16 protein-coding genes are annotated in these 24,850 nt (G+C 54.2%); 12 read left to right on the top strand and 4 right to left on the bottom strand.

The annotated features are described in order from the left end of the window. Positions 1-593: 593 nt before the first annotated feature. Positions 594-1,376, top strand: a complete 783-nt coding sequence (locus J2S62_RS13485; protein WP_310175629.1) for an SDR family NAD(P)-dependent oxidoreductase — start codon at positions 594-596, stop codon at positions 1,374-1,376. Between the two features lie 202 nt (positions 1,377-1,578). Here the strand turns inward: J2S62_RS13485 and J2S62_RS13480 are convergent, their stop codons facing one another. The 3 genes from J2S62_RS13480 to J2S62_RS13470 form a co-directional block, all read right to left on the bottom strand. Then, a complete protein-coding gene (locus J2S62_RS13480) occupies positions 1,579-4,494 on the bottom strand; it encodes an FAD-binding and (Fe-S)-binding domain-containing protein (RefSeq protein ID WP_407650002.1) in 2,916 nt (971 codons plus the stop codon). Beyond that, positions 4,491-5,975, bottom strand: a complete 1,485-nt coding sequence (locus tag J2S62_RS13475; RefSeq protein WP_310175627.1) for an aldehyde dehydrogenase family protein — start codon at positions 5,973-5,975, stop codon at positions 4,491-4,493. Before J2S62_RS13475 ends, J2S62_RS13480 begins: the two co-directional genes overlap by 4 nt. Positions 5,976-6,162: 187 nt before the next feature. Then, positions 6,163-7,017 (bottom strand): alpha/beta fold hydrolase, encoded by an 855-nt coding sequence (locus J2S62_RS13470; RefSeq protein WP_310175626.1) that lies wholly within the window; start codon positions 7,015-7,017, stop codon positions 6,163-6,165. Positions 7,018-7,574: 557 nt separating this feature from the next. Here J2S62_RS13470 and J2S62_RS13465 point away from each other — a divergent pair. The 5 genes from J2S62_RS13465 (at position 7,575) to J2S62_RS13445 (ending at position 13,451) form a co-directional block, all read left to right on the top strand. Beyond that, on the top strand, positions 7,575-8,273 hold the full coding sequence (locus tag J2S62_RS13465) for an SDR family NAD(P)-dependent oxidoreductase (RefSeq protein ID WP_310175624.1): 699 nt from the start codon (positions 7,575-7,577) through the stop codon (positions 8,271-8,273). A 31-nt stretch (positions 8,274-8,304) separates the two neighbouring features. Beyond that, positions 8,305-9,108 (top strand): alpha/beta fold hydrolase, encoded by an 804-nt coding sequence (locus J2S62_RS13460; protein ID WP_310175622.1) that lies wholly within the window; start codon positions 8,305-8,307, stop codon positions 9,106-9,108. A gap of 36 nt (positions 9,109-9,144) precedes the next feature. Beyond that, positions 9,145-10,629: a flavin-containing monooxygenase gene (locus J2S62_RS13455; protein WP_310175619.1), complete on the top strand. Its 1,485-nt coding sequence runs from the start codon at positions 9,145-9,147 to the stop codon at positions 10,627-10,629. Positions 10,630-10,998: 369 nt separating this feature from the next. Then, a complete protein-coding gene (locus J2S62_RS13450) occupies positions 10,999-11,913 on the top strand; it encodes a 3-hydroxyacyl-CoA dehydrogenase NAD-binding domain-containing protein (RefSeq protein ID WP_310175617.1) in 915 nt (304 codons plus the stop codon). A 41-nt stretch (positions 11,914-11,954) separates the two neighbouring features. Next, a complete protein-coding gene (locus tag J2S62_RS13445) occupies positions 11,955-13,451 on the top strand; it encodes a carboxylesterase family protein (protein WP_310175615.1) in 1,497 nt (498 codons plus the stop codon). A 1,045-nt stretch (positions 13,452-14,496) separates the two neighbouring features. Here J2S62_RS13445 and J2S62_RS13440 read toward each other — a convergent pair. Then, the gene (locus J2S62_RS13440) at positions 14,497-15,744 is read right to left on the bottom strand and encodes a type 2 periplasmic-binding domain-containing protein (protein WP_310175613.1); all 1,248 of its coding nucleotides are present in this window, start codon (positions 15,742-15,744) and stop codon (positions 14,497-14,499) included. A gap of 238 nt (positions 15,745-15,982) precedes the next feature. Here J2S62_RS13440 and J2S62_RS13435 point away from each other — a divergent pair, with 238 nt between their 5' ends. The 6 genes from J2S62_RS13435 (at position 15,983) to J2S62_RS13410 (ending at position 24,814) form a co-directional block, all read left to right on the top strand. After that, on the top strand, positions 15,983-16,738 hold the full coding sequence (locus J2S62_RS13435; RefSeq protein ID WP_407650001.1) for a GntR family transcriptional regulator: 756 nt from the start codon (positions 15,983-15,985) through the stop codon (positions 16,736-16,738). Positions 16,739-16,961: 223 nt separating this feature from the next. Next, a complete protein-coding gene (locus J2S62_RS13430) occupies positions 16,962-18,110 on the top strand; it encodes an acyl-CoA dehydrogenase family protein (protein WP_310175609.1) in 1,149 nt (382 codons plus the stop codon). 681 nt (positions 18,111-18,791) lie between these two features. Further along, complete coding sequence (locus J2S62_RS13425) at positions 18,792-19,400, top strand: TetR/AcrR family transcriptional regulator (protein WP_310175607.1); 609 nt, start codon at positions 18,792-18,794, stop codon at positions 19,398-19,400. Between the two features lie 819 nt (positions 19,401-20,219). Continuing rightward, complete coding sequence (dctP, locus tag J2S62_RS13420) at positions 20,220-21,467, top strand: TRAP transporter substrate-binding protein DctP (RefSeq protein WP_310175605.1); 1,248 nt, start codon at positions 20,220-20,222, stop codon at positions 21,465-21,467. Between the two features lie 116 nt (positions 21,468-21,583). After that, positions 21,584-22,801 carry an L-2-hydroxyglutarate oxidase gene (lhgO, locus tag J2S62_RS13415; protein WP_310175603.1) on the top strand — a complete coding sequence of 406 codons (1,218 nt, stop codon included), beginning with the start codon at positions 21,584-21,586 and terminating at the stop codon, positions 22,799-22,801. 447 nt (positions 22,802-23,248) lie between these two features. Continuing rightward, positions 23,249-24,814 (top strand): flavin-containing monooxygenase, encoded by a 1,566-nt coding sequence (locus J2S62_RS13410; RefSeq protein WP_310175602.1) that lies wholly within the window; start codon positions 23,249-23,251, stop codon positions 24,812-24,814. Positions 24,815-24,850 lie beyond the last annotated feature (36 nt).

Raw genomic sequence — 24,850 nt, 5'->3', positions numbered from 1 at the left:
AGGGCCAAACTAGCCAGGCATTGGGATTGGAAGAGCCTTTGCTCGTCCAATTCTGGCATTATGTCGTCGGTGTTCACACTGGATATGGGCTACTCTTTTTCGTCTGGAGCTCTGATCGCGGATATTGCGCTTACCCGCCTTCCATTTACGGCACAGATAGCGCTGCTTGCGATCAGCTTCACCCTACTTATCGGGGTACCTGCAGGTATGTTCGCAGCCTTGTTTACACGTGGCGGACGCAACCGCTGGATAGACCACTCTTTCAACGCCCTAACCAGTTTGGTTTACGCAGTACGAACTACGTGTTTGCGACCTTTCTGATATTTGTCTTTGCGATTCAGCTGGGATGGTTCCTTTCCGGGGGAGCTGCATCAATCACGTCGTTAGTCTTACCTACGAGGCAGTGATGCTCGGACCCACCATTCGGCGGTAATGCAGCTAGTTGTAAGTGGGCCTGGTCCCGGGCTTGGAAAACTGTTGAGTGGGTCTCGGGCTCCGTTCCACTCTTGACATGACTTAATAGAGTGTGTCAGGGTCTCCCAAAGTTCTTATCCTCTTCAGGCTCGAGTTGAAAATAATGAATGGAAGGTTTTATGCAGACAAAGGTAGAGGGCAGGTTGGCCGGTAAGGTTGTGTTCGTTTCCGGTGCAGCGTCAGGAATGGGCGCAGCTCACGCAAAGCATCTTGTTAGCGAAGGCGCATCTGTCGTCATTGCAGACATTGACGAAGAAGGCGGACGTGACCTAGCCAACATTATTGATAAAGACGAGACGATGTTTTTCCGGCTCGATGTGAGTGATTATGACAATTGGCTGGAAGCAATAGACAAGACCGTGGAGCGTTTCGGGCGTCTCGATGCACTTGTCAACAATGCTGGGATGGGAACGACGGGCTCAGTCGAAGTAGAGACTATCGATGGGTGGCACGAAACACTCGGAGTAAATTTACATGGATCGTTTTATGGGATGAAAGCAGCCGTGCCCCAACTGAAACAATCTGAAGCGGCATCGATCATAAATATTTCCTCAATTGCAGGTTTCTCGGGCTTCAAGGATTTAGTAGCCTATAGCACCGCTAAGTCAGCGCTGCAAGGTCTTACTAAAAGTTCCGCATTAGATCTCGCGCAGCATGGGATACGAGTGAACCTTGTACATCCGGGCAGCATCGAAACCCCTCTAACTGCAGATCTGCAGCGAGGACTTGGTCAGATTCCTCTGGGTCGAGTAGGGCAACCGAGAGAAGTGTCTTCGTTGATCGTTTATCTAGTTTCGAAAGAGTCGAGCTTCGTCACCGGAGCTTCATTTGTGATTGACGGCGGAGAAACCGCTGGTAATAACTTGCGGGGAAGTAATGCAATCACGCGGACCGATGAGTGACGGCCTCCTTGATGGCCAGAGGAACTGGCTGATGGTTAGCCTGTGGAGTTGGAACGACCTTTTCAGACAGATTTTCGCTGGGAAGCATTTGGAATTGAAATGCGCGTCACGGGAGTGGATTCTCCCGTCCTCACAGATGCCGATCATCAGCCAGGAACGACAACTTAGAGCTTTCTTCTCTTATTGCTCGCAAACTATGGGCCTATCTATGCAACGCGTTCTTCAGTAGTTGCGCAAGGTGTTTGCCACGTACTCCAGTGCCTTCCTCTATTTGTGTCCGGCATGAGAAGCCGTCTGCAAGGATAGCTTCGCCTTGCGTAGCAGCCCGAACGCGAGGGAAGAGCTCACGCTCACCCAGATCTCGTGACATTTGGGCGTGTCCAGGCTCGAAGCCCCAGTTGCCAGCCAGGCCACAACAACCGGTCTGGATGGATTCTTCATTAACCCCAACGTCTTCTAAGACGCTGGAGGTGGCATCATGACCGCCCCGGGAGCGTTCGTGACAGTGGGTCTGGCTAAGCGCGTCCATTTGGAGCTTTTCAAAGGGCCAAATTCCGCCAGCCTGCTTGTGGGAGGTGAGGAATTCGCTGAAAGAGACGACTTGTTGAGCTAATGAATGCGCACGGGCGTCGTCAGGAAGCAACTCTGGTGCCGTATCGATTAACATTGCGGCACACGAAGGCTCTAGGCATACCACAGGGGTCTCCCCGTCGAGGTTGTCTTCTAGCTGGTCGAGTGTTCTGGTGATGACCTTCTGTGCAGTGTCCAGTTGACCGGTGGAGTGCCAGGTGAGTCCACAGCAAATGAACCCCTGAGGGACTGTGACCTCATAACCAAGCGCTTCCAGAACCTCAAGGGCGTCCATAGGCACGGCGGGATCTAAGTGGTTCGTGAAACTGTCTGGCCACAGAATGACTTTTCCCCGTGTATGTTCTACCTGAGTGTTTCTACGACGCCGTCGCGCACGTGATTGGAAGCTACTGGAGGCGAAGTTAATCATCTTCCGGGAGGGATCAATGCCTCCCAGCCGCTTCACCAGTTGCTCGACAGGACGGATTCTTAATGCTTTATCCGCGAACCATGCTGCACCGGGTATTCGGTGTAGAAGGTGTGAAGTAAGTGGCAGCCAACCCATGGAGTAATGGGCCATTGGACGGCGGCGTTTCTGGTAGTGCTGATGCAGGAATTCCGATTTATATGTCGCCATGTCAACGTTCACCGGACATTCTGACGCGCACGCATGACATGACAGGCAAAGATCGAGTGCATCTTTTACCTGCTCGGAATCAGTTCCTTCAGTAAACACTTCGCCACGCAACATCTCTGAAAGAACTCGAGCTCGTCCTCGTGTACTATGCACCTCATCTCCTGTGATCTGGAACGAGGGACACATGGCATCGGACTCAGTTCGGCACAGCCCGACCCCGGCGCAGCGGTTGACTGCATTGACCAAAGACCCGCCATCACGTGAAAGTGCATGTAACGGGATGAATTCTTTCTTCCGTTGGCCTGGTCCGGGCCGCAGATTGTCATCGAGAGCTTCGGGATCGACTAGTATTCCAGGATTGAAGAGGCCTGTCGGATCGAAAATCTGCTTGAAGCGGGTGAAAGCTGACAAGGCATCTGGTGAATACATAAGTGGTAGGAGCTCCGAACGGGCTCGACCATCACCGTGCTCACCAGAAAGCGATCCGTCATACCGGGCAACCGTCGCAGCGGCTTCCTCCATGAAAGTCCGATAAGTTGCCATGCCTGCATCGGTACCAGGAGTGAACGAGATCCGGATGTGCACACAACCATCACCGAAGTGGCCAAAGGGGACGCCCTCAAGACCGTGTTTATCGAGCAGCCCGTAGAGATCTCTGAGGTAATCCGCGAGTTTTTCAGGAGGCACAGCGGAATCTTCCCACGATGGCCACGCCTCACGACCGTCAGGGAGCCTGGTGACCAGGCCCGCTGCGGATTCTCTAATTTTCCACAGCTGCCGTACCTCTTGGTGGTCACTCACGACGACGGAGTCCACGAGACGGTGGCTTGACTCCGATTCAAACTTTCTGACCAGGGCAGCAGCGCGTTGTCCTGCCTGCTCAGGTGAGTCTCCCGTTGTCTCGCAGTATAACCAGCCACCTGCCGGACGTGGATTTCCATGGGCGCCTGGTAGCAGTTCGTCTGCGCCAGTATCTCCTTTGCTCATCCACAAGGCATCTAACAGGTCTGAACCCATACCCTCAGCGGTCGAAGCGCCTGCGCGCTTGGCCAGCGGTGCGGCGCCGGCGGCATCGAAGACGCTTTCGAAAGCCATGACTGCCAGTGCGCTTGCTGCCGGCCGTTCGACGAGCCGCACCACTGCCTCAACGACAATTCCGCTAGTGCCTTCGCTACCAACAAACGCCTTTGCTACGTCGAAGCCGGCTTCTTGTGTGAGATGGTGCAGACCATAACCGGAGACCTGGCGGGGAAACCGACCCAGCTCAGTACGCAACATCGCGAGGTTTTCGTCTCGTAGCGCGATAAGCTGCTTTTCAAGATTAGGATCGCTGACTGTCCCATGACCAAGGGTAACGAGTTCGCCGTCTGCGCGCATGATCGTTAGCTCCACGACGTTGTCTGCAGTGGTACCCCATTGCATAGAGTGGGAACCACACGCATTATTACCGATCATTCCGCCGATTGTGCAACGACTGTGAGTCGAAGGGTCGGGACCGAATGTCAAACCATATTCGCCCGCTGCCTCACGAAGTACATCGCAGACGACGCCCGGTTGGACACGCGCGGTGCGATTGACAGGGTCGATCTCCAAAATGCGATTAAAGTGGCGGGATGTGTCGATAATCAGGCCTTGCCCGATCGCATTTCCTGCCACTGAAGTGCCACCACCGCGTACGGTAACCGACCAACCTTCCTCGCGCGCAGCCTCAAGTGCGGAGCGCACTTCCTCGAGATTCCGAGGTTCAAAGACAGCTTGGGGCGTTCTCCGGAAGACAGACGCATCTGATACATACGCTCCCAGAGTTGCAAGGTCGGTGCGGAATTGGTCACGAATGTCGACTGTAGAGGTTTTAGTTATGCTGGATAAATTGGTTATTGATTCAGTATCACCAGCCGTTGAATACGTCACGAATGGCCTCCGCTAATGTACGCCGTGGTGGTGTGGGTGAAGAACTCCTTGGCTGCGCCCCCCTGTTCCATCGGACCGTAGCCAGACTTCTTGGCACCGCCGAAAGGCACGTGTGGTTCCGAACCGGCAGATTCAGAGTTTATATGCAGCACACCGACATCGATTCCCTCGACGGCCTCGAGCACGCGAGTAATATCCTGAGAGAAAACTGCACAGGAGAGCCCAAATTCACTGTCCCCAGCTAGTCGGAAAGCCTCCGCACTGTCGCGGACCCGCCGCACTGTCAGCACCGGACCAAAGAGTTCTTGGTGCCACGCTGAGTTTGCCAGCGCAGCCTCACCAGGCGGTAACTCCAGCACCGTCGGCGCCACGTAACTGTCTACTGGGGGGAGTGGTTCGTCCCCTGGGTTATAAACAACCTGCGCCCCTTCTTGGATTGCGCGAGAAATCCCTTCGCGTACCCTGGCTGCGGCAGAACTAGAGACGAGGGGGCCCATATGCATCGCTGGATCAGAGGGATCACCGACTCGCCATTCCTTGATCTGTGCCACTAGGCGCGCGAGGAACTCGTCAGCCACGGACTCAGCGATGATCAATCTCGACGTGGCTGTGCACTTTTGGCCGGTGGACCGAAACGCGCCCTTTATTACTTCCTCGACTGCAAGGTCGAGATCGGCGTCTTCGAGTACCACCGAAGCATTCTTGCCGCCCATCTCCGCTTGCATGGGGATACCTTTGGAGGCAGCCTTGCTCGCCAACGATAATCCGACTTCGGTTGAGCCGGTGAAGGTAAGCCCGTCGAGTTCAGGATGTTCCAGCAAATCGTTGCCTAGCGACCCGGGGCCGATGAATAAGTTCAGCACACCGTCGGGTAAACCGGCAGTAGTGAGTGCCTCAGCCAAGCGGTATGCCAACAATGGCACATCCGACGAAGGTTTCCACACCACGGTGTTCCCGTACACCAGTGCGGGTGCGATTTTCCAAGCTGGAATAGCAATCGGGAAATTAAAAGGAGTCACCACTCCCACAACCCCAAGTGGCTTACGAGTGACAAATATGCGCTCACCACGGCGGGGCGATGCATAAGATTCACCGGCCATCCGGTCGCCTTCGTTGCCCCAATAGCGGAGAATCCGTACCGCTCGGGAGACTTCAGCGATACCCTCAGACAGAGTCTTACCCTCTTCACGGGTGAGTTCGAGGCCGAGAGTGTCTGTGTCGGCCTCGATAATCGAAGCGGCTCGCAGCAGAACAGCACCGCGTTCATGAATAGGAGTTTGAGACCATGCTCGGGCCGCAGCTCTAGCGGCCGACATTGCATCGTAGACGTCGGTGGTCTCTGCCTGCCTGTACGTCGCGACGATCTCTTCGGGTCGTGCCGGATTTAACGAAGTTCGCGTTGCGCCAGATCCCTCACGCCACGACCCGGCAATGAGATGATGCAGTTCGACACTGGTGGACAGAGTATCAGTGGTTTCCATCGTTTTCCTTATGATGAGCAGACGCAAAAGCGCCAGAAAAGACTTTGAGAGTAGCCGTCAAACCTTAAGCAGGGGTCGTAATGACCTCGCATTGTATGGCTGCACTCTCAGGGGAGGACGACTATCGAGACGTGTAACATGCTACTGGGATAAGTAACATGTTACAAGCAGTTAGGGTGAAAGTGTTTTAGGAGGCCTCGATGAACTGCTTGACGACTCGGTTGTACTCATCGGGGTACTCGAGTTGCGGGCAGTGGCCGCATTGGTTCATCAGATATAGTCGCGCCGAGGAAATGAGCGTACATAACTGTAACGAGTTTTCGAAGTGGACCACTCGGTCATCGCGTCCATGAATCAGTAGTGTCGGTGCTGTGATGGCTGAAACTTGATCGATCGTGGACATGGGGAGATAGCCCGGCGTGCTGATTCCTGCGAGAAAGTTATTCCTATGATCCTCGCGCGCAGCAGCGGCTTCTGCGCGTTCGGCTACGGCTTCTTCAGAGATGACGCCTTGCTCGAATGTGATGGCGTCGTAGAATTCTCGCATGTTCTGTTGATTTGGCTCTTGATAGGCTGATATTAGCGCCCTAAGCCCCTCACTCATCCCCTCGGGACTGAATATCTTTGGAGCCAGTGGTCCTGCAGAGCCGCTGGCTACGATATGTGAGACGCGGTCTGGCCATTCAGAGGCAACCCGTAGTGCAGTCATCGCTCCCATAGAGTTGCCTACGAGCGCTGCCTGATTGATTTGTAGTGCGTCCATAAATTGGAGCACAGCCTCAACATGGTTTGCTTTATCAGGGGATGCGGGGTCGGAATCTCCCCAACCAGGAAGATCGAGCGCCAAGACTCGGAATGATTTCGAGAGGACTTCAATGTTCGGGTAAAAGTTCTTCCAGCCTGATGTTCCTGGCGCTGAACCGTGGATAAGAATGAGCGGATGCCCGCTCCCGGCCTCATGGAAGTGTATTTCCCAGTCGGTTGTTCGAATACGGCGGGCGGTGCCCTCTGCTGTTACGTTAGCTGTGCTTTCCAGAGTCATTAGGACCTCTTCCATCAAGGGTTGGAGCGGAACATCTTGGCGGCATATATGGTTTGGAGCTCATTGTGATCTGTGCCGCAATCGAATAGCTCCGATAGTAACATGTTACTTTCACTTGAGCGAGAAATACTGTGGCGTCTGGGTACGGAGTTCTCCGATCTGGAGTTGCTAGGCACTTTATCGCGCCCAAGATATTCATGCCCTTGAATTCCGTGAGCTCACCCGACCCCTTTCAAAGAGATTCGGCTGTGCAGCCATGCGACCGACACCTTCTTGCCTGTGCAGTACTTGACGCCCGCCCTTATGGATCTGTGATGTCGAGTATTCGTGGATTCGAGTCACCGCCAGTGTGAGTCATAAGCTGCAATCATTGCTGCTCGTCCCTCGCTCTGAGTTGGCGGTCTGCGCTTTGTTTTTCGGTGGAGCGTCTCACTATGTATGAAATAAATCACTCTGTTGACAATCTACGTCACATTGCTAATATTGACGCAGCGATGAAATGAGAGTGCACTCTCATTAGCTAACAAATACTTATTCTCACTGAGGGGGACTTTCCTATGGCGGAAAGAGTTATAGTCACAGGCGGCAATGGCGGTATCGGTTCTGAGATCATTAATCGACTAGAGGCTGACGGCTACGAGCCGATCTCCATCGACCTTCAGGGTCCCGGAATTAACGCGGACCTTTCCGATGTGGAAGAAGTCCAGGATGCGGTCGCAGAAGCGCTCAAGGACGGCCCCATCGAGAGGATCGTCAACAATGTGGGCGGAACGAACGGTGCCACGCTCGAGCAAGTAGACGAGGCCGGAATGGATGAGTTGTGGGCGATAAACGTTAAAGCCGCCGTGTTCGCGACCCAGGCGTTACTTCCATCAATGAAGGCTCGCGGAATGGGTCGGATTGTCAATATTAGCTCTGTGGCGGCCTACGGCAAGCTTGAGAAAACCTCTTATTCAAGCACGAAAGCGGCTGTCTTGGGCTTAACGAAGACTTGGGCACTCGAACTCGGCCAGCATGACATCACCGTGAATGCGATCGCACCCGGTGCAATCGAAACGAAGATGTTCGCGGTCGGTAACCCGCTGTCGGATCCCAATGTGCAGGCAGCTCTTAATTCCTTGCCGATCCAGCGCATGGGGCAACCGAAGGATATTGCTAATACGGTAGCGTACTTGCTCGATGAGCGGACCAGCTACGTAACTGGGCAGATCCACAATGTATGCGGTGGGTTCACCGTCGGCCGTGTTGCGCACTGAAATGCAAATATACGAATCGGCAGAGGCATCTATGCGAAACATTCAACATAGCATCATTCAGGTTGGCGGCAGTGAGCAGCAAGCGGATGCACAGTTTGCTATCTACGGTGAGATGCTCGGCCGGGATTATCACGTCACAACAATTGACGCAGACCCACCACAGGCAGACCGGCCCCTTCCTAGCGGCTGGACGGTGAGCTCTGAAGTTGAGACGGATTTCGACGAACGAGTTCAGACCGTGCTTGGCACTATACGCAGAGAAGTAGAAGCTGAACGAGTGGTTCACCTCCTAGGGTTTGGTCTCGGTGCTGGTGTGAGTGTCGCAGCAGCGGCGCGTAGTAACGGATTGGTGAGCAGCTTAACGCTAGTTGCAGGCTGGTTACGGTCCGACCGTCTCATGCAGGAAACTATCGATTTGGGAGTGGCACTCTGGTCCCAAGACAAACATCTTTCACAAAGGTATTCGTCACTTCTTGAGCACTCACCGCAATACCGGCGTCATCTAGGTGTTTCCTACGATCCGACTATCCCTGCAGTGCCCGTGGCAGATCCACGGGTGCTGCGCAGGTTGAACGCCGCCTACCATTTAGACGTGTCAGACGAGGCCACACGCGTGGAGTGTCCGACTCTCATCGTTGTGCCGCTGCGTGACCTCAAGGTCCCTCCACAGCATTCATATGAACTCTACGGTGCGATCCAGGGGGCTTCACTCATGGAAGTTGACGCCGGACATGGGATCCTTGCCGAGCGGGTCAGTCAGGTCTATAACGCACACGACCAGCTCATCCGTGGTCAAATTTCAGCGCATTCCCGGCTAGTTCCGAATCAAGCCTGACGATTGCATATCGTTACTGAAAGAGAAGGTAAATTTATGACGTCGAATCATACCCCGATTCTTATTATCGGAGCAGGAGTCGCAGGGATAGCGACCGGAACAATGCTGCGTCGTCGAGGCATCACTGATTTTACGATTATTGATCGAGGTGAGACGTTCGGCGGTACCTGGCGCGACAATGTCTATCCAGGCGTGGAATGCGATGTTCAATCACATCTTTATTCCTTTTCCTTCCGTCACAATCCTCGGTGGTCGAAGACTTATGCTGGGGGTGCTGAGATTAATGATTACCTCGTTACCGTTGCCCAAGAAGAGGGACTCGCTGAGAACACCGTTTTCAATCGATCGGTCCTAGAAGTCCGCTGGAACACCGGTACGCAAACGTGGATCGTGACGACTGATCATGAGACGTATGAGGCCAACTATGTGGTCACCGCGACCGGATCCTTAGCTGAACCCAAGATGCCCAAGATTCCTGGCATCGAGGGTTTCGAAGGCGATCTTATGCACTCAGCCATGTGGGACAGTTCCATCGACCTCAAGGGTAAACGCGTTGCGGTTATCGGAACAGGAGCTTCCGCTATCCAGGTGGTGCCGGCCATCGCTAATGATGTCGAGTCACTTACAGTTTTTCAGCGCACTCCTCCGTGGATAGTTCCGCGGGTGGACATCAAATACAGCGAGGCGCAGAAGCGCATGTGGGAAAGTCTTCCAGAAACTCTTGAGGAATATAGACAATTCCTTTTCTGGCTGCATGAGACGCGTTTTCCAGAGCGTGCCCGAGCACAGGCTGCTATCGACAGAATGACGGGCATTGCCAACGCTCACCGAGAGAATCAGATCCAGGACCCAGAACTTCGAGAAATGACGCGACCGACCTATGCCATCGGTTGTAAACGCATCCTCAATTCGAACGACTGGTACCCTACTTTGCAGCGTGAGAACGTAGAGCTGGTACCTTACGCGGCAGAGAAGATGACGGAAACAGGCATCATTGATGCGGCCGGTGCGGAACGAGATTTCGATGTCATAATCGTGTGCACCGGTTACGACACCGAGGGACTTCCTATTACCCGCATCATCCACGGAGAAGACGATACTCGACTTTCAGATCTGTGGGCTGAAGAAGGTGCTCGAGCCTATGGGGGTATGAGCGTCGACGGATTCCCCAATTTCTTTTTCGTCAATGGTCCCCATGTGGGCTTGGGTTTCGGTTCGATCATATTTATGATCGAGACGCAGGCTGGTCACGTTGCCGATGCGCTGCGTTTTGCCATGGATTCGGACACTCCGACCATTCGTGTTCGCCCGGATCGTCAAAGGTCCTTCACGGACTTTCTCGACGAGCGCGCGGCTCGCACCGTGTGGCTCACAGGAGGTTGCGACTCGTTTTATCTTGGTGATGGCACTGGGCGGCTGACCTCGCTGTGGCCTGATTTTATGACTCGATTTGCTGACGACTTTGGAACCTTTAATGTCGATGATTACGTGCTCGAGCCATCTAAATACGCTGTGGCATAATTTCGGTCAAGTCTCTAGTCAATTGGTCGAGACCGGCGAAGTAAGCTCCTTTTCCGCCGAGAATTCGCATAATATCGCCGGCAACGCTGAGCACGCTTCAGTTATGCTGCGCGAATCTCGGACAGTGGAGTGAGTGTTTTCTTTTACGCTGTCGAGGCTGGCTGGTGGTATTTATGCTGAAATTCGAAACCAATGTGGAACGGATCTACAAAATCCCGCAAGCCCCCACAGCAAGAGTGAGCCGGTTTATGGCACATATAACTGTAATAAATATCCAGCGAACAAAAGTATAAAATTTGCCCGAACTTTCAGTCTCTGAAGTATGGGTAATCTTCAATAGTTCTGCAGACACAACAGTAGGAGGTCCTCGTGTCGGACATTACAACGGTGGCAGTCGCCGGAGCCGGAGTGCTCGGATCACAGATAATCATGCAGAATGCCTACGCGGGAATGAAAGTTCACGCCTTCGACACTGAACAGGCGGTACTCGAGAAGCTGCCTGCCCGGTGGGAGTGGATGCGCAAGTACTACCGGAAGGACCTCCCTGAGTTCACAGAGGAGGCCTTTGATGCCGCGATCGCCCGGATCACGCCAACCTCAGACTACGCCGAGGCGTTCGCTAACTGTGACCTTGTCATCGAGGCTGTTCCTGAGGATATCGAGATCAAGCGAGCAGTGTGGAAAACGATCGGCCAACACGTTCGCGAGGATGCCGTGCTGCTGACGAACACTTCATCACTGCTGCCGAGTGAATTCGCGGACGCAAGCGGTCATCCCGAGCATTTTCTTGCCCTCCATCACGCGAACTTGATCTGGATCCAGAACATTGGCGAAGTGATGGGCCACTCCGGCACGGATCCTGCCTACGTCGAGCGAACGGTCAAGTACTGCGAATCCGTCAACCTCGTCCCGGTAGTCGTCCAGCGAGAGAGCTCACGTTTCATCCTCAATAAGATGATCAAGCCTTTCCTTGACGCCGGTGTCGAGATGTTCATGACCGGTCTAGCCACGGTCGAGGACATCGACAAGGCGTGGACGGTGTCTACGCAGGCGCCCAAGGGACCTATGGCCACGATGGACGTTATCGGCTTTCGTCCCCTGGCGCTCATCAACAAGCATAGTGAGAACCCGCTGGTACGTGATTTTGCTGGTCTGCTCGAAGAACGCATTACCGAGGGCAAAGCCGGTCTCGCAGACGGCGAGGGCTTCTATCTGTGGAACGAGGACGGCGAGATCATCGGCCGCTCCGACTTTGGCGTGATCGCTCCAGCATTGAGGCACTAATCAAGCCTCGCAGTCTCTCAACAACGAACGAAGGTGAAGAGATGTCCGTTCCTGTCATCCATACCTCATCCGGCATCGTGACGGGCCTGACCGAGGGTTGTGTCGAGGTGTTCAGAGGCATTCCTTATGCTTGCTCTCCGCTAGAGACGGGACGCTTCGACGCACCCGTTCCGTTCGATTCGCCCGAGCTTCAGATCGATGGGTCGCGCTCCGGTACCGTGCTTCCGCAGATCTCAATTGGCATCGACCGCGACTACCCGCAGGTCAAAGACGATGACGAATGGCTCACACTCAACGTTTTCTCTCCTCGAACCGGAAACGCCGTGAACGAAGATGACTCGGTTCCGCTGCCGATCATAGTCTGGGTCCATGGCGGCTCGTTCATCAGTGGAACCCCAGCGAGCCCGAGCTATGACGCGGTGGAACTCGCCTCCCAGGGGGCCGTGGTTGTCACTATCACATACCGGCTCGGCGTGGACGGTTTTCTGCATATCCCTGGCCATCCCGATAATCGTGCGGTGCTCGATGTCGTCGCCGCCTTGCGGTGGGTGCAGAGGAACGCCGCAAGTTTCGGGGGGGATCCGGCTCGACTCACTCTGGCGGGTCAGTCCGCCGGGGCACTACTCGCCCTCATTGTTGGGGTCAGCGATATGGCCAAGGGGCTCGTAGAGCGCCTCATCCTGCAGAGCCCGCCCGCACTCCTTACCTCCTTGGAACTCGCCGCAGACGTCTTTGAGCAGCTTGATGCGGCTCATCGGGAGAAGTACGGAACCGGGATCACCGAGGTGGGGCCCCACGAGGCGGCGAAACACGTCGCCGAGATAGGTCCCGATCTCATCGCGGCCAACGGACTCGGTTGGAAGCGGATCGGCGTCGGCGGTGTTCCGCTTCTACCAGTCATCGATGGTGAGATCGTGCGCGAGTCACCTTTTCTAGCCTTTGCAGAGTCGAGATTACCCGCTCTTATCTCACACACGACAGGGGAATACCGACTGTTCCTGCACCTGGCTGGTGCGCTCGAGTCGATGTCAGCTGAGGCAGCCCAGGGCCTGACCTTCCTGACTGGAGCGAACTCAGCGGGGTATCCAGGGTCCTTCTCAGCGCCCCAGGTTGCCGAGTCGGCTATGACGGACCGGTTCTTCACCGCGGCGGCGGTCGATCTGCTCCGTGCGCGGCCGGCATCGAGACAGACTTATGGCGTCGTTTTCGATTCCGCTCCAGCTAAAGGGATTGGCGCGGCTCATGCGATTGACGTCAGCTATCTATTCGGTGGCATCGACGTCGAACTTGGACAGGTGATGTTCCCCAAACCGAACGTCACCGACCGCGAGATCGGGTCGCTGGTGCGTCGTCATTTTGTCGGGTTCGTCCATGGCGTACCCGAGCTGGTTCGCTGGGAGGACGAGACAGTGACTCTCATCGCCGATCACCATAATCCTTGGATGATCGACGCGCGCCATCCACTCCTGGATCGATACGACGCAGCATTCAACACGAATCTGCGCGGTGGCGACTGGATCGTTACCACGACCGGCTGAACACCGCCCTACCCCGCAACGATCGTGGGGAGGTGCCCAGTTGCCAGCTCAATCGAGACAGCACACGGTCACCCACCAGACTTCTCTGTTGCTTCTACCGACGACCTTGTGAGGTCTTCGGTTCCCGGGGCGTGCTTGAATATAGGACTGTTGAATAAGCGATTTACAAGCTGCCATTGCCCACCCAGTTACACCCCTGGGATAGCAGTCCATCACGGTGGCAGGGTAGAGAACCCCCTGCCAGTTATCAATATAGGGACATCTCGCGTGAGTAGCCATAGCGGTTCAATGAGAACACTCGCTAGTGGCAACAAGGAAGTGGGCGGGGCCACTGTTAACCCTAGAGGCCCTCACAGGCTTCAAGGATCGCGGGTAGCTAGACCGGCACTGCTGTAACCCGTCGTTAAAGACAACTGCCGCATCGTGATACGTGGGGAAGCTGCGGTCTGCAAAGCATGGCACCAAGAAATCTGGAGCGCATCAAGCTTGAGACCGGGTCAACCAACAATAAAGAGGGCCATCAAAAGGGTCTGGGGGTAAATCCGGCTGGGGTACGTGACAGGTATTCATATCGAGGAAGGCCTCTGACAATGCTTCACCCGCGCCGTGGTTGGGTCGGGAAGACTTTCACTGAACGAGCTGGTTACTCTTTAAACTGACCCATCCGCGAAGTAATTGGGTGTTGTAGTTCGTCCAAACGCCGTAGATCTTCAAGATACTGAAGAGATGCTTCCATTCATATCGCACCTCACAGGCAGAAGAAACGGAAACAGGACCAGCCCTAGAATTCGGCTGCCCAATCCTTGGGAATAGGGACCGCTCTGGCGTATTCGTAGGTCAAGGTCGAGCCTGCTGACGGATTGCTAAACGCCCGTTCTTGCGGCGCATTATCGTGGCGATACTGGTATGACGAGAGCTCATGTTCTTCTCCTAGGCTTGGCTCCGCTTTTAACGGAAGGGCCCAAAGAACCGTTAGATGCGGGGCTCACATGTCGGTGTGAGTAGAAGGGGGGAGTCAATCCGCCCCTCCTACTCATTCCATTTGTCATTCTGGTCGATGCTCCAACAGGATTTCTTCATAGACAGCTTCGGCAAAAGGACGAAAATCTGTCTCCGGGTCGAACCACTCATCGAAATCAGAGAATTCGCCCTCATCTACGAAACCAAGTTCTTCGGCCTTTTCCGTCCACTTCTCTCCAGAAGCAAGGACGCGCTCTCTGAGATCCGTGCCGTGAGTGCCATCGTTCTCAATTTCAGTGATGCGTTCTTCATTTGTGGCTGCAATTGACTCTTGGACCGCAGCGTCCATCTCCTGGATCGTGCCACCAACTTCATGCACCTCGGCGACTCCCTCATAATTTCCATGGATGACAACTTCTGCACTCCCCATGAATGCCTCAACAAGCGAGTCGAAGAGGACTTGCTTGTAAGCTAGAGGTAAATTAGCGACGTCAATCCCTCCAATGATCGCCCCGGGTCCTCGAGGCACACTAGTTTCGGTTGGGTAGCTGACATGGGGAGCAACGTCTATGAATCCATAGTCATATGCGGAGTTCATTGAGTTCAGGGCGCAATCAACGGTTCCACGCTGAAGGGCTTCGTATACCTCGACGAAATCTAACGATACGGGAGTGGCGCCAATGCCTTGGGCCATAGCCTCATGAGCTCTCGAGCCTGCTCTAATCTGGCGTCCGTTCCAATCCGCCTCGGAGGTCCCTTCCTGTGTGCATGCCGGATAGAAACTCGCTGATGCCGAGACGGGGAAGAGAGGAACAAGTCCCTGGCTTTCGTATTCTTCGAGTACTTCCTCTGATTGCCACGAGAGTTCCAAACCAACTGCGTTGGCCACCAGTTCACCGACAAGTGGAGAGTTCGGAAGCATAGAAAGAGAATATGAAAGGTCATCGAAGTTAGGGTACGTCGAGGGATCATAGCCAGGAAGCGTGTAGGCTAAATCAACGCGCCCGTCTGCAAGTGCAGCATCAACTTCGTCGAATCCGGCAATTGCCTGCCCATATACGATGTCCATGGTAAGTTTCCCCCCGGACCGCTCTTCAAGGGCTTCGGCCCAGATCTTGTCCCTCGCCTGAACCGAGTCCGGTGAGCTAGCAGCACCCTGATATGTCAGAGTGACCGGTTCGAGATCTGCGAGTGCCGCGTCAATCTCCTCTTGGTCAGCTCCATATTCATACCCGGTCTCATCAGATGCCCCGGGTTGGTCTGAAGCGTTAGCGCAACCAGTGATTATTAGGGCGAGCGCTGCACCAGCCGCAGCGAGCGGGAATTTTTTCATAATGACGTTGCCTTTCTAGATCGTATATTTTTGTTTGCTACACAATTTCGTCTTTAACTAAGTAGCGGTTGATGCGGCTTTCATGCATCGCAATTGTCATCCGAGGATTACCTGTCGTTAGATGGATCACGTCGCGTGTCACATGTTACTCAGTAATCTGGGTAACATTATACTGGGCATGTCAAGATGCATCGTGATATACGACTCACTGCGTTGCTATGAGCATCCAATACGAGATATGAAAGTCGGGCAGAATAGCGGTATGCCACGTTCTGAATCCTCCCCCATAGTCCGTCCACACCGAAGTCTCACCCAGCAAGTCATGGATTACGTGCGCACTTCGGTCATGAATGGACAGATGCAGCCGGGGGAGCTCTACAGTGTTTATCAACTAGCCGAAGAGCTGGAGATTTCACGCTCGCCGGTGAGAGACGGACTTTTACGTTTGGAAGAAGCCGGCATGATTCGGTTTTCCCGGAATAGGGGATTTCAGGTTATTCCTACGACGCCCGCCGATATAGCTGAGATTTTCTCTATTCGAATTGCTCTTGAAGTACCGGCAGCCCGTCGTGCTGCTTTATCGGAAGCGGATGAATCGGCCCGACTCGCTGAGCTTCGTATAGAGATGCAGCAGGCTGCGGCAGACGATGATGAAGAACGGTTTTTCCGTGCGGACCAAGAACTGCACAATGTAATTCTGGTGACGGGGGGCGCGCGTCGGGCGCGGGACATCGTTGAGCGGCTTCGCTTGAATACCCGACTGCTTACGCCGTCGACGGTGGGATTATATAGAGGGTTCGACACGATTGTGGATGAGCATGATCCGATTATCGACGCCATAACTCGTGGTGATGATCGGGCAGCGGCTGAGGCAATGCAGAGCCATCTGGTTTTGACCGGCCGGCTCTTAGTTAAGCAGGCACTGGCACAGACTGGTGACTCAGAAGATCCCGATGAACTGTGGGAGCGGTTAACGGCGGGATACCTGCATTAGGGCGATTCCACACCTTCGGTGGTGGAATCGTGACCAGACAACGGAGCGAGACTGACCGAAGAAGATAAATACACCAAAGAGGTATCTTCCACTGTGGACTAGATGCCATCAATTCAGTAATTGAATACGATGAGGAGCGTTGGGCGTGTCACAGAAGTCCCTCCACGGAGGTACCTCTGCACCGAGCTGACGTGAGTCTAAGTACCTGACGAAAGAGACATATATGTTTGATCTGTACAAGCCAAGCGAAGACCACGATGAACTGCGTGCTGCGGTACGCGATGTCGTAGATAAAGAAATCGCCCCGCATGCGACCGAGGTTGATGCGGAAGCACGGTACCCACAAGAAGCCCACGATGCGCTGGTGGACACGGATTTCTTTGCCGCACATATCCCCGAAGAATATGACGGCGTCGGGGCTGATGCGCTCGCAGTGGCGATCATTATCGAAGAGGTCGCACGTGGCTGCATGTCATCGTCGCTGATCCCAGCGGTCAATAAACTCGGTTCGCTGCCAATACAACTGGGCGGCAATGAGGAAATCAAACAGAAGTACCTGCCACGGTTGGCCGCCGGTGAAGCGACCATCTCCTATGGCCTCTCGGAGCCAGAAGCCGGTTCTGATACCGCGAGCATGAAAACTCGCGCGACTCGGGATGGTGATGACTGGATTCTCAACGGAACCAAGGCCTGGATCACCAACGCCGGGGTCAGCGAATATTACACGGTGATGGCCGTGACCGATCCGGACGGCAAACGCGGTAGCAACATCACCGCTTTTGTGGTCGAGAAATCTGATGAAGGCTTTAGCTTCGGCGCTAAAGAGCGCAAGCTCGGGATTAAAGGCAGCCCCACCCGGGAACTGCTATTCGATAACTGCCGGATCCCCGGTGACCGAGTAGTCGGAGACATCGGCGGCGGCCTGAAGCTAGCATTGCAGACCCTTGACCACACGCGCGTCACTATTGCGGCTCAAGCCGTGGGAGTAGCTCAAGGCGCCCTGGATTACGCGATTGATTACATCAAGGAACGTCAGCAGTTCGGCAAACGCATTGCCGACTTCCAGGGCATTCAATTCATGGTTGCTGATATGGGCATGAAGCTGGAAGCTGCCCGCCAGCTCACCTATGTTGCTGCTGCCAAGAGTGAGCGCAACGACTCGGATTTGGGCTATTACGGTGCGGCCGCGAAAGCCTTCGCCTCCGATGTCGCCATGGAGATCACCACCGATGCGGTGCAATTGCTCGGGGGTGCCGGCTACGTGCAGGACCACCCGGTTGAGCGCATGATGCGCGACGCCAAGATCACCCAGATCTACGAAGGCACCAACCAGGTACAGCGTCTTGTGATGGGTCGCAAACTGCTCAGCTAGCGCCGCGATTTGCTCAGACCGCATCTCAGTAGCCATCCCCGCCGCATCCGAGGTGGCAAACAAAGCTTGGACCTTCCTGGTCTGAATAAAAGCCTCGTGCTTTCGCTCCATAGAACCGTTTACGGCTGAACTGGAGCACCCGCCAGCCGCGTGAGCTAATGAACCTGAGCTCGACAAGGCTCGACAGGCCAACCGTAACCGGCACATCGGACTCACCCCAAAAGAGGTCGAAATCTACCGAGCATCGTTTACTGCCCCCTCGACCTGCTGGTAGACGAAGGCACCGGGTAGCCCCATTCAACTGCGGACTACCCGGGTCTTCGGGCTTCTGGGTGAAGAGGGAGCACGATCATGGAGAAAATGAGACCCCGAGTGTGCAAAGAACGTCTCGGCGCGTCCTAACCTACGTTCTTTCTCGCACCCGATCTGAGGCTTCGTGCGTTCGGGAATTAGAGCAGCCTTATGACCAGCGACACTGCGTCCTGCATAGACCACCGCGTTACGATGACGAGCGCTGAAGCCATCGCTTGGGTGGTAGCATGCTGACATTAGTGGCGATATAGACGAATCGACCTAAAATGCTTTGAATTGAGATGTCACCGTACTGTTCACTTCATTCCTGGGTCGAAGGTGTTAATGTCACAACAGGCTTAGAACGGGAAGTTCGAAAGTAGGGAAAGAGTGGCAGTTGATACTCGTCAGAGGATAGAGGCCGCTGCGTCCTCGTTACTTGAAGAGCGATCTTTTGCAGAAATCACAACACGCGACGTTGCAGTACGTGCAGGGATATCGGAGGCAACCCTCTTCAGGCATATAACGTCAAAAACAGATCTTTTTTTGACGGTATACGGGCATCAAATGGATCTTATTATGGATTCGTGCGAACAAAGAGAGATCGCATACTCCACCAAATCCAGCACGACGGCCGCTGCCTACGTAGACAGGATATTGGCAATATATCAAGCCCGTGCTGAGTATTATCAAGACAATTTTACAAATGCGGCAGAATACGTTCTTGCTTCCTTCGACCCCAGCAGCCCTCGAAAGCCGCGGACGCTCTCACAGGGGGAGCGGATGATCCGCCTAGTCGAGACCGTCTTGGTGGAAGCCAGCGAGAATGGTCGTCTACGAACTGGTGGGTCCCCGCGCCTTATCGCAGAGAACATTCATGCCGTAGAGCTTCACGAGATAATCCGTACTCCGCTCCGGGAATATGCCGTCGCGCAGATGTGGGACAGGCTGCGCCCGCGGATTGAATTTATTTTGGAAAGCGCTCTCGTCGAACCATAGTGAATCTTAAGTGTGGCCGTTACGGACCCGTATAACGAAAGCGAGTACTTAGAGAGTAACTCGCTTGGCAGGCTGACGTGCGCATCCCCTGTTGTGTAATCCCCTCGAGAATGCACGATGTTGCCGTTCGCGAAAATCTTCACCTTGACCCAATCGTAGCCCTACAGGTGAGCCTCCGGCTTCTGTGCACGTGGCGCCATGCAGTCAGGTTTATGATCACCGGTCGAGGGTGGGGTCGGTTGGCTCAGTAGTGAGCTTGTGCAAACTTTTTTCTTTTGATGGCCGATCCATTTTGCTCCCGTATATCGGGCATAAGTGCGTCCATCTTTCGATGTTCGATGTCAGGCTGACAAGCAACAGTGTGAATCTGAGGCTCCGGATGCGCTTGTTGAAGAAAAGTGTTGAGGTATGACTACATCTGCACGAGGTCGTCAATGTGTCCAGGCGCATGATTGACAAAGTTGGGTAGATCACAATATCCTTCATTGAAGCAATGAGAGTGTACTCTCATTGAGCTCCACGTAACTTTCTCAAGTATGAGGAGAACTATCCGGTGACGGAGAGAGGGCTGTGCACGGCGGTACCGATTCGCCGATCACGTACCGGCTGAAGAAGGACGTGTACATGCCTATCTCAATCGCCATTCAGGTTCCCAGTATCTAACGCGGACCTGTTCGATAGTGCGAGCGTTCACAGCGAATGCATGGAGCAGCATCTCTGGGTCAGTTCATCAAGCTATTTGCAGAGCGGGTGCCGTCGTAGGCGGTCAAGGCTCAGTCTGAAAACACAACATATGATCTCTAAGATTGGAAAATCAGAATGAAATATCTATCGCTTGCCGCCTGTGGGACGGTGTTCATGCTGGCGGTTACGGGTTGTGCCGGTAGCGCGGGGCAATCATCCGCTGCTGAAGATTCTGGCTATGAATTTGGAGCTAGCCAGGACGAGATTGATGCGGTTCTTGCCGATCTTGAACCAGTCACTCTGACCTATCAATCGGTAGCCAGTTCGCCGAACTCTGTGATGGCCCATGACACCATCTTTGCAGAGGAAATCGAGGAGCGCTCCGGCGGAAAGATCACCGTGGACGTCGTCTACGGACAGGCCATTGCGGGGTTTGACGAAATACATGATGCACTGGCCGACGGGCGCGTGGACCTCGCATACACCCTGCCCGCCGCCGATCCCTCGAGGTTCCCCATCTTTGACGAGCTCTCATACCCTCTTTCGGCGCTGTCGAGTTCGCCGCTCGTCGGTGAACTTGTCGCCAACGCTGTCGGAGTGGAGCTCGGATGGGAGTCCGAGGAACTTCTCGAGGAGTTTGAGAGCCAGGGCTTAGTTCCCCTCTTCCCGATCTCGGCGTCTGCGAATGCCTACCCCTCCTGTACCGAAGAAGCCCAGTCAGCTGAAGATTGGGAAGGCCGTCAGATCCGGGCAGGCTCGAGTGCCCATGAGACGATAATACGGAGCATTGGAGCGACCCCAGTGTCCTTGTCGTACGTCGAGGTGTATGAAGCCCTGCAGCGAAAGACCGCCGATTGTGCGATGAACTCGTTCAATTCCTCTTTTGATCACGGCTTTTTCGAGGTTGCACCGCATGTTAGCTACACAGCAGATACAAGCGCTTTGCGAGCTCCGGGCGCTGTGCTGGGCGGTTCGAAAATCGCTAACTTGCCGCTTGCATACCAGCAGGTCGTCTTCGACTCTCTCGTGGGGGCTTTCATCGGAGGCGCGGAAGTCGTGATAGATGGCAACTACGAGGGTGTTGCGAAGGTCAACGAGGTCGGCGGCACCATTAAGGAGATGGACCCAGAGGTCCAAGAATCGATCATGAAGGCGAATAGAGAGCTGATCGCCGAGATCGAAGACAACGGAACGCACGGGTCAGACCTCCGTGACCGCGTTATCGCCTCTGGAGAGAAGTGGACCGCCAAGGCCGAAGAGCTGGGTTTCGTCGATGAGGGAGACTTCGCCAGCTTTGACGAATGGTATGACGAGGATACAGATTTCCGCCCCTACGCCGACGCGGTATATGAAGAGGTCCTCCTGGAGCACCGACCAGAGTAATTTGCAATTCCCACTCGTGCTCATTCGCCACTGAGGCATGGAGCGGAACTCCGGCGGGGAAATGTATGCCGGGACTCCTGAGCAACGTTTGATCATTCTTGTAAGGAGGCTTCAATATGACCGTTACCAAATCATTCACGGTAGTCGGTGCAGGCATTGTCGGAGCGGCTGTCGCTCGTGAGCTCGCGAGCAGGTTTCCCGATTCAACCGTTACCTTATTAGAGAAGGAAGCTCAAGTTGCTAGTCACCAATCTGGGCATAACTCAGGCGTGGTGCATGCTGGCCTGTACTACCAGCCGGGAGGTTTGAAAGCGCAGCTGTGCCGACGGGGCGCGCAACTTCTCGAGGATTATTGCCTAGCGCGAGAGCTGCCGTACGAGCAGTGCGGCAAGCTGGTGGTGGCGCTAGACGAAGCAGAAGCGCGTCACTTGGGCGAGATGTTCGAGCGGGCGAAGAAGAACGGTGTTCCTGGAGTACGGATGGTCGACGGCGCCGGGATTCGCGAAATCGAACCGAACGCAATAGGTATTTCTGCTCTGCATTCTCCAACCACGGCGATTGTCGATTATGCTGCGGTTACGAGATCTCTTACCAATGACTTGGTCGAGTTGGGTGGGAGAGTGGAACTGAACTGTGAAGTTTACGATATCGCCCCGAGTAATAGTGGAGTCATTCTTCAAACTTCTCAAGGTGATCGCGAGACCGACTTTGTGATTGTGTGCGCAGGCCTCCAGTCCGACCGCATCGCGCGTCTGGCAGGGGGCGCGCGGAATCCGAGTATAATCCCGTTCTTCGGGCAGTATTTCAGGTTGGACGAAAAGCATAAGGACATACTCAATGGCCTGGTGTACCCAGTGCCAGACCCGAAGTTTCCTTTTCTAGGGGTGCATTTAACAAAACGTGTCGATGGGGAAATGTTGGTGGGGCCTAATGCCTTCCTGTCACCCTCACGTGAGGTTTACCGCGGGCTGGGATTGAACCTGCGAGACCTAGCGGAAACGCTCATGGACCGTGGTTTCCTGAATTTCGCACGGAACAACCTTCCGAGCGCCGTTCGGGAAGGACGAACTGTGCTGTCGAAGACATTCTTTCTTCGTGAGGCGCAGAAGTACGTTCCTTCGCTTGAGGGTGCGAACGTAACTCGCCTCACCCGTGGAATCCGCGCACAAGCTATGGATGCGGATGGCAGCCTCGTCGATGATTTCAGGATCGATTATGAGGCTAGAGTGACTCACGTTCGAAACGCCCCGTCACCAGGCGCAACCTCCTCAATGGCGATCGCTGAGTTTATTGTCGCTGGGATGGTTGAGAAACACGAAGCTCTCCAAGTCTGACAGCCCTTACTTTTGCCGTGCGCAGGACCAGTAAACGCATTCGATGATCAACTCCATCCTGGGCGTGGTTGGATTGCCGCAGCAAGACAGATGGTATCGCTGGTTTAAGCCTTGCTGGCACCCAACGCTAAGGCTTAGACGAGTTGTGGATGATCGTTCAAACTCGTCGGCGTAGTTGCTTCAGGGGCTTGAACCTATCCGTCATTTCATCCTTGTGCTCTGGGGTGTTTGCTCGCTATCAGCAGCGGCTTGAAATTGACGTCGGTAAGTGGGACTGATCTGTCCTCGCGCCCCACCGGCGAATGCAGACCGCTGTGTTACCCGAGGGTGTGAGGGCCAGGGCTAGAACTAAGTACAAAATACCTCTCAAAGCTATTGTAATCTCATTTCAACTTGAAGTACGATTACAAGTGTGATTTCGATCACTCGTAACGAAGGAGTAAAAGGATGGCGAACAGCTGGTCGGTTGATAATCCGAAAGCTACTGATTCGGGTTCGATATACGTTGATGTATTGATCATTGGAGCGGGGGTAGCGGGTGTAGGTGCGGCTGCTCAATTGAGGCAGTCCTTACCCGAGAAAAGTTTCCTTGTGCTCGAGAAGAAAGATGAGATCGGCGGAACATGGGTGACCCATAGATACCCGGGCGTTCGATCGGACAGCGATCTGTTCACTTATGGATACTCGTTTCGTCCCTGGGACGGTCCTGCGATCGCCACCGGCCAAGAGATTCTTTCGTATCTTGACGATGTAGTAGACGATTACGGACTGAGGGACAACATCCATACCGGCATCCACGTCGAAAGTGCATCGTGGTCGTCTAAGGAGTCCTTGTGGACTGTTGTGACGACTAGTAGGGCCAACGGGAGTCGTCAGGTCTATAGGACTGCTTTTCTTTGGATGTGCTCTGGTTATTACGATCACGATCGTGGCTACTTGCCCGAGTGGTCGGGCATGGATGAATTTAGCGGACAGATCGTTCATTCGCAGCACTGGCCTGAAGACTTAGATTTCACTGGTAAACGAGTAGTTGTGATTGGTTCGGGGGCAACGGCAGCCACCCTTATTCCAGCTATGAGCGACCGCGCCGAAAAAGTAACAATGGTCCAAAGAACTCCAACCTATTTTGCTAGTCGTCCAGCCACTCCTGAGCTAGTCAATACACTTCGTGAGCTAGATATCCCTGGTGAGTGGATACACGAGATTATGCGTCGCTATTACATCGACCAGACGAACCAGCGTGTGCGTATGACGTTTGAGAACCCTCAGGTCCTAGAAGAGGCTCTACTTGAAGATACTCGCGCTCGCTTACCGGAGGGCTTCGATGTGGATCACCATTTCAAACCGCCCTATCGAGCCTCCCAACAACGGATTGTTTTGACGCCCGATGGCGATTTCTTCTCAGCGGTCCGAGCTGGCAAGGTGGACATCGTTACGGACACGATCGAAACATTTTTCGAGGGTGGCCTCCGACTGTCGTCAGGACAGGAGATTGAAGCGGACCTCATCATCGCGGCCACAGGATTTAATATGAACGTCCTTGGAGATGTGAAGTTTGTGGTGGATGGGGAACCCGTGGATTTCGCCAACCATGTTACCTATCGAGGGTTGATGCTCACAGGCATACCAAATATGGCATATGTAATGGGCTACTTTCGTTACAGCTATACCCTCAAGGTGGATCTTGTTTCAGAATTTCTGATACGTCTTTTTGACTACATGGAATCGAAGGACGCTGCCGTCGTGGTACCTCAACTGCGCCCAGAAGACGCCGACATGGAGATACTCGACTGGGGTAATCCTGACAACTTCAATGCTGGCTATGTTATGCGCGCGCATAAGAAATTTTTTAAACGCGGCACGAAACCACTCTGGTCTAACTGGAATGAATATCCAGATGATCAAACCTTGTTACCTAACGCAGATCTCAACGACGGCTTAACTTACCGTTCTAAGGGCGAACCTATTCGATTCGACGGTGTCCCAGCCGTTACCGGCGCGCAGAGTCTTTGAGTCTCTTGCATTGGGCACATCATTTATTAAGGAGAC

Source organism: Enteractinococcus fodinae, from assembly GCF_031458395.1.
In the GTDB taxonomy this organism is placed as follows: Bacteria; Actinomycetota; Actinomycetes; order Actinomycetales; family Micrococcaceae; genus Yaniella; species Yaniella fodinae.
Note: the sequence above shows the minus strand (reverse complement) of the source record. Positions and strands in the feature narration are given on the sequence as shown.